This window comes from Embleya sp. NPDC020886 (assembly GCF_044333915.1).
In the GTDB taxonomy this organism is placed as follows: Bacteria; Actinomycetota; Actinomycetes; order Streptomycetales; family Streptomycetaceae; genus Embleya.
Genome location: NZ_JBIRRX010000005.1, coordinates 1 through 14045 on the forward strand (window position 1 = coordinate 1; position 14045 = coordinate 14045).

The following is a 14045-nucleotide window of genomic DNA, read 5'->3' on the forward strand; positions in this document are numbered from 1 at the left end:
AAAGTGGTGCCTCGCGAGCCGGCGCCGAAGGCGCCCAACAAAAAGCAGCGCTGCATCGCCGAAAGCCGCCCACCCGCTCACTCCGCTCACGACCCGGGCCGTCCCGCCGGTTCCGCTCACGACCGGGGCCACCGTGCTCGCTGCGCTCGCGTCCCGGCCCAGCTGTGGAGTCCGGCTCACGCCTCGGGCTTCTCGACTCGCTCCGCTCGCAAGCAAGCCCCATATGTCCGATTCGGCTCGCGCCTCAGGTCTCTCGACTCACTCCGCTCGCAACCAAGCCCGGATGTCGGGCCCGACCTGCGACCGCAGTCCACCGGCTCGCCGCACTCACAACCACGCCCGACCACCGAATTCGGCTCGCAACTCCACCCCACCCACCCCACCCACAACCCACCCCCTACCCAAGCCCCCGAACCGTCCCCCCGTTCCGCAAGGTCCCCACCACCGTCGGAACCGCCGGACCTGCCGGACCTGCAGAACCCACCGACCCCACCGAAAGCCCCCCACCCACCCCCTTGACCACCACCTGCCGCCCCTCCCCAACCCCGGAAACCACCCCCGACACCACCACCCTCACCACATCCCGCGTCCCCGCCGCGACCAAATACCAGGCGCCCGTCCGCGAGCGCCACCACGTCGAAGTGACGATGTCGTTGCCGGAACGACTGCACGCAGGCGAATCAACAAGCCGGTTCACCGTCTGCGCGCCCGTCGCACTCGCCCCCGGCGGCAGGAACTGGACCACCACGTCGCCACCACCCCTGCGGTCGAACGCGTGCAGGCACGACCACATCGCCTCCCCCGCCGCCTCGGGCAGGTCGAAGTGCGCGAACTCCCAGTTGTTGACCAGCCGCAGCCCCCGGCCACGCAACGTCTCCAGTGCGCACGCGGTCCGCGACCACACGCCGAGTGCACGTTCGCTCGACGCCGCCTCGGACGGCCGCCCGGTGTGGGCGTACTCCGGCGGCGGCATGTACGTCAGGTGAGTCGCGGACAGTTCGCCCAGATCCGCGAGCAGGTAGGGATGGTTGTCGGCGGCGCGCCTGGCCAGCAGTTCGAGCACCGGCACGGTGACGCAGCCCTTCCCGGCCGTACCCGGGTCGGGCATCGGAGCCGTGACGCCGCCGGTGATCGCGAGCGGCCTGCTCTTGTCCTCGGGCCGCCGCAGGTCCCGCACCGCGGCCTCGTCCACCCAGGGCGCGAGCAACATGCGAACCCCGGCCGGATCGCGGCGAAGCACCACGGCCGAGGCGGAGCGCTCGTCCGAGTCGTCGGCCGCGGCGACGTCGAGGGTGCGCCTGCCGTGGTCGTCGGTATAGCGGGCCAGGCGCGTGCCGTCGGCGAGGAGCACGACGGTCGCCCCCGCGACGTCGCCCGCGTACAGCACACGGGGGACGCCCGTCGGCGGACCGACGGCGGTGCCCCGGCCGAGCGTGACCGCAGTGCCGTCGTCGGGGTCGGCCCAGGCCCGCATCGCCCGTCGGGTCAACGCCTCGTCGCCGGCCCGGGCTCCTCGGGTGGACCACACGTCGAAGTCCAGTCGGGTCGTGCCGACCCAGGCACCGGCCGGAATCGATCGCGGCGGACCACCGACCACCCGTGCGGCGGACGCGGCCCGGTCGGCCCGGCCGCCGTCGCCGGTCAAGGGTTCGCTCCCGCCCGTCGTGTACCAGGCGATCGTGGCAATCGCGGTGGCCGAGGCCAGGACGCCCAGCGCGAGGTGCCGACGGCGCCGACGGCGCAGCAGGTCCGACGGGGTGGCCCGAAGGGTGCACGGGTCGAACGGGTCGGCGCGCAGCACGTCGGGGGTTAAGCCGGGCCCGTCCGGATGCCCGGCCGGGCGGAGCGCGGGTCCGCCCGCATCCGCCTCGGTCTCGGCGGCCAGGACGTCCTCGACGCCGGCGGCGAGCAGGAATTCGCCCGCCTCGACGGGGTCCAGGCCGTCCAGCACACGCAGGACGAGAAACGCGCGGGCCGGGCCGGACAACCGGCCGAGCGCCTGCTCGATCGCCGGCTCGTCCGCGTCGCCGGTCGGCGGGAACAGCCGCAGACCCCAGACCTGCGGCAGCAACACCCGATGCCGGCCGGATCGGTTCGGGCGCAGCGCACCACGCACGACATGCAGCCGGACGAGATCGGCTTCGCTCATCTCCACGACGCCGGGGCGGCGTCCGCGATCGCGCAGCCGGCCGGGCAGTGCGTCCTGGACCAGGGCGTGCGCGGCCAGTACCCGCCGGTGTCGCTCCATCGCGGGCGGCAGGATCAGGTAGGCCAACCGCACGAGTTCGGGGTAGCGCCCGACCACCAGGGCCTCGGTACGGCGCACCGCCCCCTGCTCCAGCCGGCGTCGGCACAGGTCGACGAGATCGGCCCGGGCCCGCCGCGCCCGCCGCCGGACACTCCGCTCGCTCCGATCGCTTCGATCGGCCCCCGCGTCGGGGCCGTTCGAACCGGCTCGGGCCGCCGGGTCGGGTGTGCTCTCGTCGCCACCGTGTCGCATGTGGGATCCCCTCTCGCCGCGCCCGGGTCGGCGCCCGCGAATCGGTACGGGGCCGTGCGCATGATGGCCAACGAGCACCGTCGGGAGGGGTCACACCTAATACGAACATCTATTTTTGTGTTGCCATGTGCTCACGCCGGTCGCACCGTCCGGCGGTGCCGGCGATCGTGTCGATCCGGCCTGCGGACTCGACCTTCGAACTCGGCCGATCCGACGGTCAGCCCGGTCCGACGAAACCCGACTGGTAGGCGGCGATCACCGCCTGGGTGCGGTCGCGGGCCCCCAACTTGCCCAGCAGCGCGCTCACATGGCTCTTCACCGTCTCGGTGCCCAGGAACAGTTCGGCGGCGATCTCGGCGTTGTTCAGCCCCCGGGCCATCGCCCGCAGCACATCGGCCTCCCGGTCGGTGAGATTGGCTCGGGCCACCGCGTCGCCGCCGGCCGCCTTCCCGTGGCGCTCGACCAACGCCCGCAGCTTGGCCGGGAACACCAGGGAGTCTCCGGTGGCCAGGGCCCGTACCGCTCCGGTGATCTCGGCGGGGCGGGCCCGTTTGAGCAGGAAGCCGTGCGCTCCCACCCGGAGCGCCTCGTAGACGTATTCGTCGTTCTCGAAGGTGGTGATGATCAGGATCTTGGGCGGCTGGTCGAGGTGGGCGAGCAGGTCCCGGGTGGCCTGGATCCCGTCCACCCGCGGCATCCGCACGTCCATCGCGACCACATCCGGGCGCAGCGAGCGCACCAGCGAGAGCACGCCCGCGCCGTCGTCGGCCTCGCCCACGACCTCCAAGTCGGGCTGCGCGCCCAGGATGGCCCGCAGACCCGCCCGGACCAGTTCGTCGTCGTCCACCAGCAGGATCCTGATCGTCACGACGCCCACCGTAGAGGTAGGCGCACATGCACCCGCCAATAGTCCTCGTGCACACCGGCGGTGGCCTCGCCGCCGAGCAGCGCGGCCCGCTCGCGTATGCCGCGCAGACCGCTGCCGCTGCCGGCGCCGACCACCCGCCGCTCCCCTACCGCCGCGGGCGCGCTGCTCAGCACGAGCAGCTCGACGTCGTGGTCGTCCACCGTGACGGTGACGTCGACCGGCACGGGGCCCGCGTGCCGCAGCACGTTGGTGAGCGACTCCTGCACGATCCGGTAGCCCTCCCTGGAGATCACTGCCGGCACCGCGTCGAGGGCGCCCGATACCCGCAGTTCGACCGAGGCTCCCGCGCCGCGCGTGCCGTCGATCAGGAGCTTGAGCTCGGGCAGGCCGGGTCGAGGCGCGGCGGGCTCCGGTGCGTCACGCAACAACAACAACATGCGTTCCAGGTCTTCCAGGGCCTGCCGGCCGGTCTCCTCGATCGCTTCGAGCGCCCGGTTCGCGAAGCCGGGGTCGCTGTCGAGCAATTGCCGGGCGGCGCCGGCCTGAAGCACCGTCACCGACAGGGCGTGACCGATCGAGTCGTGCAATTCACGGGCGAGTCGATTGTGTTCGAGCAGTTGCTCGGTCCGCCGCTCGGCTGTCGCGAGGCGTTCGTTCGCGGACGGCCCGAGCAGTCGGGTGCCGAGCCGGGTGAGCAGCCAACCCACGCCGGCCAGGTAGTAGAGCGCCCCGACGATGAGCAGCAGGCCGAGCGGGATCAGCCACCAGTGCCCGGCACCGCCCGCGAAGGTGAGCCCGCCGAACTCCATGCCGCCGTCCGTGCCCGGCGCCACGATCATCGCGACCCCCGTGAACACCGCGTGGCCGGTGGGCGCCAGACCGAGCCAGGCCAGGTCGACCCGCAGCACCAGCCACAGTGCGGTGCGCCACCGATCCGCCCAGCCCTGGGACCGGGTGACCACGATGTCGCTCTCGTCGCCGGGACGCAGCAGCAACCTGGCCAGGAACCCCTCGAACCGGCGCGCCTCGGCGAGCAGCCCGAACGCGACCAGGATCGGAATCGGGGCGACCAGCAGCGCCAGGCCGTCGGCGGCGCCGCTGTCCCCCTCCAGGCCGGGGTACACCAGTGCGACCGCGACGCCCAGGGCCAGCGCCGTGAACAGGTGGAAGGCCCGCGTGTACGTCGTCGGCGCGACGAGCGGCCGGACGAGGTGGGCGAGCGATGGGCGAAGCGGCGCGATCCGGGACATGCGGCCATCCTGGCGGGTCGCCGCGAGCACGACCTCCCCCGGCCGGGGGAGAGCGTCCCCACGGTTGGGGGATCCGGCGCGGGGCCCCGGAATCGCAGTCTTGAGGCACCGCAGCAACCGGGCGGCGCCCACTCCGAAGCAGCCTTGGGAGCACAGCAGATGATCCGCATCCGCAACCTGACGAAGCGTTATGGCGACGTTCTCGCGGTGGACGACCTCGACTTCGAGGTCGCCGCCGGCACGGTGACGGGCTTCCTGGGTCCCAACGGCTCGGGCAAGTCGACCACCATGCGGATGGTGCTCGGCCTGGACCGCCCCACGGCCGGTGCCGCGACGATCGGCGGCCGGGTCTACGGCGAGTTGCGCGAGCCGCTGCGCCATGTGGGAGCGCTGCTCGACGCGGGAGCCGTGCATCGGCGCCGCCGGGGCCGCGACCATCTGCTCTACCTCGCGCGGTCCAACCGCATAGCGGACTCCCGGGTGGACGAGGTGCTCGACCGGGTCGGTCTGACCGACGCGGCCCGGCGTCGGGCCGGCACCTACTCGCTCGGGATGCGCCAACGGCTGGGCATCGCCGCCGCGTTGTTGGGCGATCCGGGGGTGCTGATCTTCGACGAGCCGGTCAACGGCCTCGACCCGGAGGGCATCCGGTGGATCCGCGACCTGATCCGGTCGTTGGCCGGCGAGGGGCGCACGGTGTTCCTGTCCAGCCACCTCGTGAGCGAGATGGCGCTGACGGCCGATCATCTCGTGGTGATCGCCGCCGGTCGGTTGTTGGCCGACACCTCGCTGGCCGAGTTCGTCGGCGAGGGCGAGTCGTTGGAAGACGTCTATCTCCGGCTGACCGCCGGACACGAGCAGTTCGTGGGAGGTGGCCGCGCGTGAGCACGGCAACGACACAGGTCGGCGGTGCGTTCCCGGCCGCGCTTCATGCCGAATGGACCAAGCTCCGCTCGGTGCCCTCGACCCGATGGCTGCCGGTGGTCGTGGTGGCGCTGACGGCGGGCATCGGCATACTGGTCGACGCGTTCGTCGCCGAGGGCCAACGTCGCGAGGACGGCGCGGAATACGACCCCTTCACTCTCGTGCACTACGGCATCAACATCGGCCACCTGGCCATGGTGGCCTTCGCGGTGCTGGTCGTCGCCGGCGAGTACGGCAGCGGCACCATCCACGCCTCGCTCGCGGCGGTGCCCGATCGCCGCGTGTTCGCCGCCGCGAAGTTGACCGTGATCACCGCGGTGGCTCTGGCCACCGGCGTCGTCTCGAGTCTGGCCTGCACGCTGTCGGCCCGGGTGTTCCTGCCCGAGGGCGACATCTCGCTGACCGCCGCGGAGACCTGGCGCACGGCCTTCGGTCAGGTGGCCTACCTGCTGCTGTTGGCGGTGATCTGTGCCGGCGTCACCTTCGTGCTGCGCACGCCGATGGCGTCGCTGGGGGTGTTGATGCCGCTGGTCCTGCTGGGCACCACCGCGCTCACCGCGATACCGGGGGTGCGCAAGGTGGCCAGGTTCCTGCCGGACCGGGCCGGGCAACGCATCATGCGGCTGCGGGACTTCAACGCCAACGAACTCGATCCGTGGACGGGCCTGGCGGTGATGGCCGGCTGGGCGATCGTCGCCGCGGCCCTCGCGATGATCGTGGTGCGCCGGCGCGACGCCTGACACCGGGTGCGCCCCTCCGGTTACCCAGGGTCACTTGTGGGCATTCCAGAGCGCATGTCCAGATGGCGGCGGCGGCGCGAAACGGCGGCAGGGGAACCCCTGCCGCCCACCCGGCGCAACACCGAACTCCTGCTGCTCGTCTTCGCGGTCCTGGTCCCCGTCTTCGCCTATGCGAACGTCGGTCTGGCCATGGACGGCTCGATCCCGCCGGATACCGCGAAATACGGCCTCGGGCTCGGTTTTCTCGTGCTGGTCGCACACATCCTGGTGCGTCGCTTCGCACCGTACGCCGACCCGGTGCTGCTGCCCATCGCCGCGCTGCTCAACGGCTTGGGGTTGGTCCTGATCTACCGACTCGACCTGGAGACACCGAAGGTGCAGGCCGCGCCGTCGCAACTGATGTGGTCGGCCATCGGGGTGATCCTGTTCGCGGTGGTGATGATCGCCGTGCGCGATCACCGCGCCCTGGGCAAGTACGCATATCTCGCGGCGGCCGTGGCCCTGTTCCTGATGATCGTTCCGGTCTTCTTCCCGGCGATCAACGGCGCCAAGGTGTGGATCCGGCTCGGCCCCTTCTCGCTGCAACCCGGCGAGTTCGCCAAGATCATCCTGGTCGTGTTCTTCGCGTCCTACCTCGCCACCACACGCGAGACGCTGATGATGATCGGCCGCCGGTTCTGCGGTGTGAACCTGCCGCGCGGCCGCGACCTCGGCCCGGTCGTCGCGGTGTGGCTGGCTTCGGTCGGCATCCTGGTCCTGGAGCGCGATCTGGGCACGTCCCTGCTCTACTTCGGCGCGTTCGTGGTGATGCTCTATGTCGCGACCGCCCGGATCGGCTGGATCCTGGTCGGCCTGATCCTGATCGCCCTCGGTGCGTTCGTGGTCGGCTCCGCCGAACCCCACGTGCACAGCCGGGTGCAGAACTGGCTGGATCCGTTCGCGAGCATCCACGCCGGGCTCGGCGCGGGCCAACTGGCCCAGTCGCTTTTCTGCTTCGCCGCCGGCGGCCTGCTCGGTGCCGGCCTCGGCCTGGGGCACTCGATCCTGGTCGGCTTCGCCGCCAAGAGCGACTTCGTCCTGGCCACCGTCGGCGAGGAGCTCGGACTGACCGGCATCGCCGCGCTGTTCGTGCTCTACGCCCTCCTGGTCGCCCGCGGCTTCCGGGCCGGCCTGACCGCGCCGGACCCGTTCGGCTCGCTGCTCGCCTACGGGCTTTCCGCCGTGCTGGCCATCCAGGTGTTCGTGGTCGCCGGTGGGGTGACCGCGTTGATTCCGCTCACCGGCATGACCATGCCCTTCCTTGCCCAGGGCGGCTCGTCCGTGGTCACCAACTGGGCCCTGATCGCCCTGCTGATGAAGGTCAGCGACCGCGGCCGCCGGCCGCCCGCGCCGATCGAGGAGCCGAGCCTGTTGCCCGAGGACGAGGAGGTGCCCGCGTGATCGTCACCGCTCGGCGAGCCGCCGGTTTCTGTCTGCTGCTGCTCCTGGCACTGCTCGGCAATGCCACCTGGCTGATGGCGCACGAGGCCGACGCCTACGACCACATGGCGGGCAATCGCCGCCCACAGATCGTGCGTTACCAGCAGGAGCGCGGCGACATCCTGGTCGCCGGGCGGCCGATCACCGGTTCGCCACACACCGCCGGCACCTCCGACCTGGCCTACGGCCGCAGCTACACCGACGGCCCTCTCTACGCCCCGGTCACCGGCTACGCGTCCCAGCTCTACGGCGCCACCCTGCTCGAAGGCGTCGAGGACGACCTCCTCGCGGGCACCGATCCGCGCCTGGGCGCCTGGCCGGTGATCACCGCGATCACCCGCCGGCGCAGCCCCGCCGGCAACGTCGCCACCACGATCCTGCCCGCCGCCCAACAGGCCGCGTTCGCCGGTCTCGCGAGCACCGGCAACAAGGGCGCGGTGGCCGCGCTCGACCCCACCACCGGCGCGATCCTGGCCCTGGTGAGCACGCCGTCCTACGACCCGGGCCGGCTGGCCGGTGCCAACAAGGCGACCCGGACCGCATGGACGGCGCTGGACACCGACTCCGACCGGCCGATGCTCAATCGTGCGCTGCGCGAGACGTATCCCCCGGGCTCGACCTTCAAGGTGGTCACCGCCGCCGCGGCGCTCGCCTCCGGCACGGTCGCCGATCCGGACGAGCCGACCACCTCGCCCGATCCCTATCCGCTGCCCGAGTCGCGCACCCGACTGGGCAACGAGGTCTCCGGTTGCCGCGACGCGTCGCTGCGTTACGCGCTGGCGATGTCCTGCAACACCGTGTTCGCCAAGCTCGGGGTCGACATGGGTGCCGAGGTGATGCGTCGGCAGGCCAGGGCGTTCGGCTTCGACGACCCGAAGTTGCGGATCCCGGTCGCGGTCACCGAGAGCGTGTTCCCGCGGAATCCGGATCGCCCGCAGACCGCGCTGTCCTCGATCGGCCAGTTCGACACCCGGGCCACCCCGCTGCAGATGGCGATGGTCGCGGCGGGTGTCGCCAACGACGGCGAGGTGATGCGGCCGTACCTGGTCGAGCGGCTCACCCGCGGCAACGGCAGCATCGTGCACACCACCGACCGGGAAGCCCTGGCCCGGGCGGTCGCTCCGCCGGTGGCGCGCCGACTGCAGAAGATGATGGAGGACGTGGTCACCACCGGCACCGGCGGCAACGGGCGCATCGACGGCGCCGTCGTCGGCGGCAAGACCGGCACCGCGCAGCACGGCGAGAACAACCGGGCCGTGCCCTACGCCTGGTTCATCGCCTACGCGAAGGCCGACGCCGCCGCCAAACCCGCCGTGGCGGTCGCCGTGGTGGTCGAGGACGGCTCGGCCGACCGCGCCGACATCACCGGCGGCGGCCTCGCCGCCCCGATCGCCAAGGCCGTGATGTCCGCCGTGCTGGCCGCCCGATGACACGCCGCCTGACGCGCCGCGCCGGCTCCCGCGCCGCGTCAGCTCTTGCGCAGCCCGGCCAGCACCCGGTCGATCACCTGGCCCACCTCGCGCCGGGCGTTCGCCGGGTCCGCGGCCCGCGCGGTGTACATGCTCGCCTCCGAGATCAGCGACGCCAACAGCCGGGCCAGCGGCGGCACCGGCAACTCGTCGATCTCGCCGTTGTCCATCGCCTGCCGCAACCACGCGGCCAACAACCCGTGGCCGTGCTCGTCCACGAGCGCGTCCCACGACCCGGGCCCGAGCACCGCAGGCCCGTCGACCAGCACGATCCGCTGGAAGTCCCCGGTCGTGCACACGTCCAGGAACGACTGGAATCCGTGCCGCAGTTGATCCCATGGTTCGCTGGGGTGCTCCTGGGCATGACGCATCTCGTGGGCGACCAGCGTCTCGGCCGCCTCCGCCGCGACGGTCTCCATGACCGCGCGAAACAGATCGGCTTTGTCCTTGAAGTGGTGGTACAGCGCACCCCGGGTCACCCGGGCGCCGGCCACGATCTCCTCGGTGCCGGTCTGCGCGTAACCCTGCGTCGCGAACAGCTCACGCGCGGCGGCCAACAGGGCCGCACGGGTGTCCGCGACATGTTGTGCCCGACGCGTGACCGCCATACAACCCCCACGTGACGTACAGCCTGTATGTTGAAGATGTTGTCATCATCGGGCACACCCGGGCAACGACGCCACGCCGAGTCGAGGTTCAGCGGACGCCGACGCCCCCGGGTTCGGGGATAGAGAGGACGCGAGGGCATGGGCCTGCCGCTGAACCTGGCTGTGAAAATCGGCACTCACCTGGTCAAGCAGAAGATCAAGCGGGTCGACAAGTTCGCGATGATCGTGGAGGTCGAGCCGCTGTTCGCCTGCAACCTCAAGTGCGGCGGGTGCGGCAAGATCCAGCAGCCGCACGACGTCCTACGCAAGCGCATGTCGGTCGAGCAGGCCGTCGCGGCCGTCGAGGAGTGCGGCGCGCCGATGGTGTCGCTGGCCGGCGGCGAGCCGTTGATGCACAAGCAGATCGACCTGATCGTCGAGGAACTGCTCAAGCGCAAGAAGTTCGTGATCATCTGCACCAACGCCGTGCTGCTGCCCAAGCACCTGCACAAGTTCAAGCCGAACAAGAACTTCGCGTGGATGGTGCACATCGACGGCCTGCGCGAGAAGCACGACCAGGCGGTGGACAAGGAAGGCGTCTTCGACGAGGCGGTGGCCGCGGTCAAGATGGCCAAGGCCGCCGGGTTCCAGGTCTACACGAACAGCACGTTCTTCAACACGGACTCCCCCGAGAGCATCGTGGACGTGCTGAACTTCCTCAACGACGACCTCAAGGTCGACCGGATCCAGATCTCCCCGGCCTACGCCTACGAGAAGGCCCCGGTGCAGAACCGCTTCCTGGGCGTCGAGCAGACCCGGAAGTTGTTCGCGTCGGCGTTCGCCGGCGGCAACCGCAAGAAGTGGCGGCTCAACCACTCCGCGCTCTTCCTGGACTTCCTGGAGGGCAAGCGCGACTTCGAGTGCACGCCGTGGGCCATCCCGTCCTACTCGTTGCTCGGCTGGCAGCAGCCCTGCTACCTGATGGGCGACGGCTACGTGCAGAGCTACAAGGAGTTGCTCACCGACACCGAGTGGGAGAACTACGGTCGCGGCAAGGACCCGCGCTGCGACAACTGCATGGCGCACTGCGGCTACGAACCCACCGCCGTCCTGGCCACCATGGGCTCCCTCAAGGAGAGCCTCCGCGCGGTCGTCGCCGGCTGATCCCACCCCGGGGTCGACGGCCCACCCCCGTCGACCCCGCCGCGCCGACGCGGACACACCGGAGTCCCACACCCCGACGGCCGGGTCGCCGCCCGGTCCGGCCCGATCGTCTGTGGGATCGCATCGAAAACGCGGTGCTCGGATGGCGAGCGGCCGGATCGTTCACCGTGACGGAGTTCGAGACGAGCCTGCGCGACAACGAGCAACTCGTCCGGCATGCACCGTCGGGAATGCGGTTCGTGCTTCCGCAACAATCGATTGGGAAGCCCGGTCACCCCTCACCGGCAACCGGGCTGCCACAACCTGATGAGTCGTCAGCGTACCGGAATGTGCGTTGACACGTGTCGCATGGGTCGCCTCCGAACCAAATCTTGACCCTTCTTGCCGCGTGGGCCCTGGCGTGTCGGGTAGATTCGCGCGCCTATCGGCCCACCACGGGGCCATGGCGATACCGCGAGGCGTGTGTTCCGCGGGTTGAATTGGGGGCTTGTCAGATGGTTCATCGTGTTCTCCGGCGTCTCGCCGGTCCGATCCTGCTCGCGGTGTTCGCGGCGGTATTGACCGCCGTGCCCGCGCAGGCCGCGTCGGCGCCGGCTCAGGCGCAGGTACGCCAGGTCTCCTCCGCGACGGTGTCGGGCGCATTCACCTCGGCCGGCGTGCAGACGGTCGCGGACACCTCGGCTCGCACCACGTCGCACCAGGCCGCCGCCCAGCAGAGCCACCCGACCAAGAAGGCCAAGAAAAAGAAGAAGAAGAGCTTCTTCAAGAAGGCCGGCAAGTTCATCTTCGCGATCATCGGCATCATCGTCGTCGCGATCATCATCTTCTTCGTCTGGCGGGCCCTCAAGCGCCGCAACTGATCGAGCGTCGCGCCCGATCGGGCACCCGCCTCGATCCGAAACGCACCGCGCGCCCGGCCCATGTCCCTTGGGCCGGGCGCGCGGTCGTTCGCCGATGCGCCGCGGGCCCGACGCGCCGTCGGACCCGCGTGCCGTTCAGTGGTGCCACGACCGGGGCTTGCCCCGATCGCGCGTGTCGGCCGATCGACCCAGAGTCGACAGACCACCGAGAATCATCGTGATCACCAGGAAAACCGCCAGAACTGTCATGTCTCCAGAGTGCCCGATGCTTGCACATGCATCGAGTGGCAGGACTGCCGGATAGGCACAAGATCCTGCCATCCCAGCCGAACTGCCGGCATGCTGGACGCATGCTGCGCAATGTGGTCGTGATCGTTCAGGACGGGGTCGCGCCCTTCGAACTCGGGGTGCTGTGCGAGGTATTCGGCATCGACCGGAGCGAGGAGGGCTGCCCGGTCTACGACTTCGCGGTGTGCGCGGTCACCCCCGGCCGGGTTCGCGCCAAGGCCGGCTACGACCTGTTCGCCGAACACGGCCTGGACCGGGTCGCGAACGCGGACCTGATCGCGATTCCGGCCTCCGCCGAGCACGACGAGAACGCGGCGCCCGATCCGCGGCTCCTGGACGCGCTGCGGGCCGCCGAGGCCCGGGGTGCGTGGATCATGAGCGTCTGCACCGGCGCCTTCACGCTGGCCCGGGCCGGCCTGCTCGACGGCCGGCGCTGCACATCGCACTGGAAGTACACGGACCGCCTCGCCCGCCGGTACCCGCTGGCCATCGTCGAACCGGACGTGCTCTACGTCGAGGACCGGCGGGTGATCACCAGCGCGGGCACCGCCGCAGGCATCGACGCGTGCCTGCACCTGGTCCGGCTGGAGGACGGCACCCGGGTGGCCAACGCGATCGCCCGCCGGATGGTGGTGCCGCCGCACCGCGAGGGCGGCCAGGCTCAGTACATCGCCCGGCCGCTGCCCGAGCGCTCCGGCAGCCCGCTCCAAGCCACCCTGCTGTGGATGGAGCAGCGCCTGTCCCGCGAGGTGACGGTGGATCAGATGGCCGAGCACGCGCTGATGTCCCCGCGTACCTTCGCCCGCCGGTTCCAGCAGGAGACCGGCACCACCCCCTACGAATGGCTCACCGCGCAACGCGTGTTGCTGGCCCAGGAACTCCTGGAGGAGACCGACCTGCCGATCGACACCGTCGCCGAGCGCTCGGGCTTCGGCAGTGCCGCGACACTGCGCCATCACTTCCTGCGCCGGCGCGGCACCACACCGCAGAACTACCGCCGGACCTTCTGCCCCGGGAGCGCCACCGCATGACCGCGCCGCCGATCCGTACCGCCCGCGCGGACGACTACGACGCCATCGTCGCGGTGCTGGACGCCTGGTGGGGCCGCCCGATCATGGACAAACTGCCGCGGCTGTTCCTGGACCACTTCCATCCGACCAGCCTGGTCGCCGAGGACGACGCCGGGCTCGGCGGTTTCCTGATCGGGCTGCTCTCGCCCGCGCACCGGGAGCAGGCGTACATCCACTTCGCCGGCGTCCGACCCGACCTGCGCCGATCCGGACTGGCACGGGAGTTGTACGAGCGGTTCTTCACGCTCGCGCGGGCCGACGGCCGCACCCTGGTGCGTGCGATCACCGGTCCGGTCAACACCGGTTCGATCCGCTTTCACACGGCGATGGGCTTCACCGTGCACGGCCCGATCGCAGACCTGGACGGCCCCGGCGCGGACCGGATGCGGTTCGAACGGAGCCTGTCGGCATGAGCGCGAAGAGCCGACGGCGGCGGCTCAACAGAACCCGGTGACCCGCCGCGCCGGTGCCGATCGTCGGTGCGGCGGCGTAACCTACGTCCTTCGACGGTCCGGTCCGACGCTCTCTTGCCCCTGTTCGGGCCGGGCCGTCGTCAGGTGAGCTTGGCGGCGGCGCGCAACGCGCGCATGATCTTGAACCGATTCGGTCCGAGCACCATCATCGGATGCGCGTGCAGGGCGTGTATGGCGTTGCGTTCCGCTCGAACCACCGCCGACCACTGACGGGTCAGTTCGGCGTCCAGCCGTCCGGGGTTCTCGCGTGCGAACGTCGTGACGACGTCGGCCGCGTGGTCGCGATCCCGCTGAAGAGCAATCAGCTCGGCCGGGATTTCCGCCGCTTCATACATGCGGATCATCGTAGGTGGCGAGCCGCCCTCGACCTAGG

The 14045-nt window shown here is 70.8% G+C and carries 13 protein-coding genes; 8 read left to right on the top strand and 5 right to left on the bottom strand.

All coding sequences use genetic code 11. The annotated features are described in order from the left end of the window. Positions 1 to 397 precede the first annotated feature (397 nt). The 3 genes from ACH4U8_RS19215 to ACH4U8_RS19225 all read right to left on the bottom strand — a co-directional run bounded on the left by ACH4U8_RS19215 (position 398) and on the right by ACH4U8_RS19225 (position 4618). Positions 398 to 2500 (bottom strand): hypothetical protein, encoded by a 2103-nt coding sequence (locus ACH4U8_RS19215; RefSeq protein WP_395778910.1) that lies wholly within the window; start codon positions 2498 to 2500, stop codon positions 398 to 400. A gap of 217 nt (positions 2501 to 2717) precedes the next feature. Next, positions 2718 to 3368, bottom strand: coding sequence for a response regulator transcription factor (locus tag ACH4U8_RS19220; protein WP_360316691.1), 651 nt, complete (start codon positions 3366 to 3368; stop codon positions 2718 to 2720). Then, positions 3365 to 4618 (bottom strand): sensor histidine kinase, encoded by a 1254-nt coding sequence (locus tag ACH4U8_RS19225; RefSeq protein ID WP_395778912.1) that lies wholly within the window; start codon positions 4616 to 4618, stop codon positions 3365 to 3367. The genes ACH4U8_RS19220 and ACH4U8_RS19225 overlap by 4 nt, the downstream gene beginning before the upstream one ends. A 159-nt stretch (positions 4619 to 4777) precedes the next feature. On the opposite strand from ACH4U8_RS19225, the gene ACH4U8_RS19230 reads away from it, so the two are divergent. From ACH4U8_RS19230 to ACH4U8_RS19245, 4 genes are read left to right on the top strand one after another with little or no spacing between them, the layout of a single operon-like run. Continuing rightward, entirely contained in the window at positions 4778 to 5503 is a 726-nt protein-coding gene (locus ACH4U8_RS19230; protein ID WP_395778914.1) for an ABC transporter ATP-binding protein, read from the top strand. Next, positions 5500 to 6282: an ABC transporter permease gene (locus ACH4U8_RS19235; protein ID WP_360316699.1), complete on the top strand. Its 783-nt coding sequence runs from the start codon at positions 5500 to 5502 to the stop codon at positions 6280 to 6282. Before ACH4U8_RS19230 ends, ACH4U8_RS19235 begins: the two co-directional genes overlap by 4 nt. A 54-nt stretch (positions 6283 to 6336) precedes the next feature. Further along, positions 6337 to 7722 (top strand): FtsW/RodA/SpoVE family cell cycle protein, encoded by a 1386-nt coding sequence (locus ACH4U8_RS19240; RefSeq protein ID WP_395778916.1) that lies wholly within the window; start codon positions 6337 to 6339, stop codon positions 7720 to 7722. Continuing rightward, positions 7719 to 9191, top strand: a complete 1473-nt coding sequence (locus ACH4U8_RS19245; protein WP_395778918.1) for a penicillin-binding transpeptidase domain-containing protein — start codon at positions 7719 to 7721, stop codon at positions 9189 to 9191. The genes ACH4U8_RS19240 and ACH4U8_RS19245 overlap by 4 nt, the downstream gene beginning before the upstream one ends. A 38-nt stretch (positions 9192 to 9229) precedes the next feature. On the opposite strand, the gene ACH4U8_RS19250 is transcribed toward ACH4U8_RS19245, so the two are convergent. Continuing rightward, positions 9230 to 9838 carry a TetR/AcrR family transcriptional regulator gene (locus ACH4U8_RS19250; RefSeq protein ID WP_360316707.1) on the bottom strand — a complete coding sequence of 203 codons (609 nt, stop codon included), beginning with the start codon at positions 9836 to 9838 and terminating at the stop codon, positions 9230 to 9232. Between the two features lie 138 nt (positions 9839 to 9976). Here ACH4U8_RS19250 and hpnH point away from each other — a divergent pair, with 138 nt between their 5' ends. The 4 genes from hpnH (at position 9977) to ACH4U8_RS19270 (ending at position 13612) form a co-directional block, all read left to right on the top strand. Then, positions 9977 to 10981: an adenosyl-hopene transferase HpnH gene (gene hpnH, locus ACH4U8_RS19255; RefSeq protein WP_360316710.1), complete on the top strand. Its 1005-nt coding sequence runs from the start codon at positions 9977 to 9979 to the stop codon at positions 10979 to 10981. A 542-nt stretch (positions 10982 to 11523) separates the two neighbouring features. After that, positions 11524 to 11841, top strand: coding sequence for a hypothetical protein (locus ACH4U8_RS19260; RefSeq protein ID WP_395778920.1), 318 nt, complete (start codon positions 11524 to 11526; stop codon positions 11839 to 11841). Positions 11842 to 12191: 350 nt separating this feature from the next. Continuing rightward, positions 12192 to 13160 (top strand): helix-turn-helix domain-containing protein, encoded by a 969-nt coding sequence (locus ACH4U8_RS19265; RefSeq protein ID WP_395778922.1) that lies wholly within the window; start codon positions 12192 to 12194, stop codon positions 13158 to 13160. Beyond that, a complete protein-coding gene (locus ACH4U8_RS19270) occupies positions 13157 to 13612 on the top strand; it encodes a GNAT family N-acetyltransferase (RefSeq protein WP_395778924.1) in 456 nt (151 codons plus the stop codon). The genes ACH4U8_RS19265 and ACH4U8_RS19270 overlap by 4 nt, the downstream gene beginning before the upstream one ends. A gap of 140 nt (positions 13613 to 13752) precedes the next feature. Here ACH4U8_RS19270 and ACH4U8_RS19275 read toward each other — a convergent pair whose 3' ends face one another. Next, a complete protein-coding gene (locus ACH4U8_RS19275) occupies positions 13753 to 14007 on the bottom strand; it encodes a hypothetical protein (protein WP_360323512.1) in 255 nt (84 codons plus the stop codon). Positions 14008 to 14045 lie beyond the last annotated feature (38 nt).

Bases quoted from the DNA above. Each gene is read 5' to 3' on its own strand.
- ACH4U8_RS19215 (WP_395778910.1), bottom strand. From the start codon at position 2,500: ATGCGACACGGTGGCGACGAGAGCACACCCGACCCGGCGGCCCGAGCC.
- ACH4U8_RS19225 (WP_395778912.1), bottom strand. From the start codon at position 4,618: ATGTCCCGGATCGCGCCGCTTCGCCCATCGCTCGCCCACCTCGTCCGG.
- ACH4U8_RS19230 (WP_395778914.1), top strand. From the start codon at position 4,778: ATGATCCGCATCCGCAACCTGACGAAGCGTTATGGCGACGTTCTCGCG.
- ACH4U8_RS19240 (WP_395778916.1), top strand. From the start codon at position 6,337: ATGTCCAGATGGCGGCGGCGGCGCGAAACGGCGGCAGGGGAACCCCTG.
- ACH4U8_RS19250 (WP_360316707.1), bottom strand. From the start codon at position 9,838: ATGGCGGTCACGCGTCGGGCACAACATGTCGCGGACACCCGTGCGGCC.
- hpnH (WP_360316710.1), top strand. From the start codon at position 9,977: ATGGGCCTGCCGCTGAACCTGGCTGTGAAAATCGGCACTCACCTGGTC.
- ACH4U8_RS19265 (WP_395778922.1), top strand. From the start codon at position 12,192: ATGCTGCGCAATGTGGTCGTGATCGTTCAGGACGGGGTCGCGCCCTTC.
- ACH4U8_RS19270 (WP_395778924.1), top strand. From the start codon at position 13,157: ATGACCGCGCCGCCGATCCGTACCGCCCGCGCGGACGACTACGACGCC.
- ACH4U8_RS19275 (WP_360323512.1), bottom strand. From the start codon at position 14,007: ATGTATGAAGCGGCGGAAATCCCGGCCGAGCTGATTGCTCTTCAGCGG.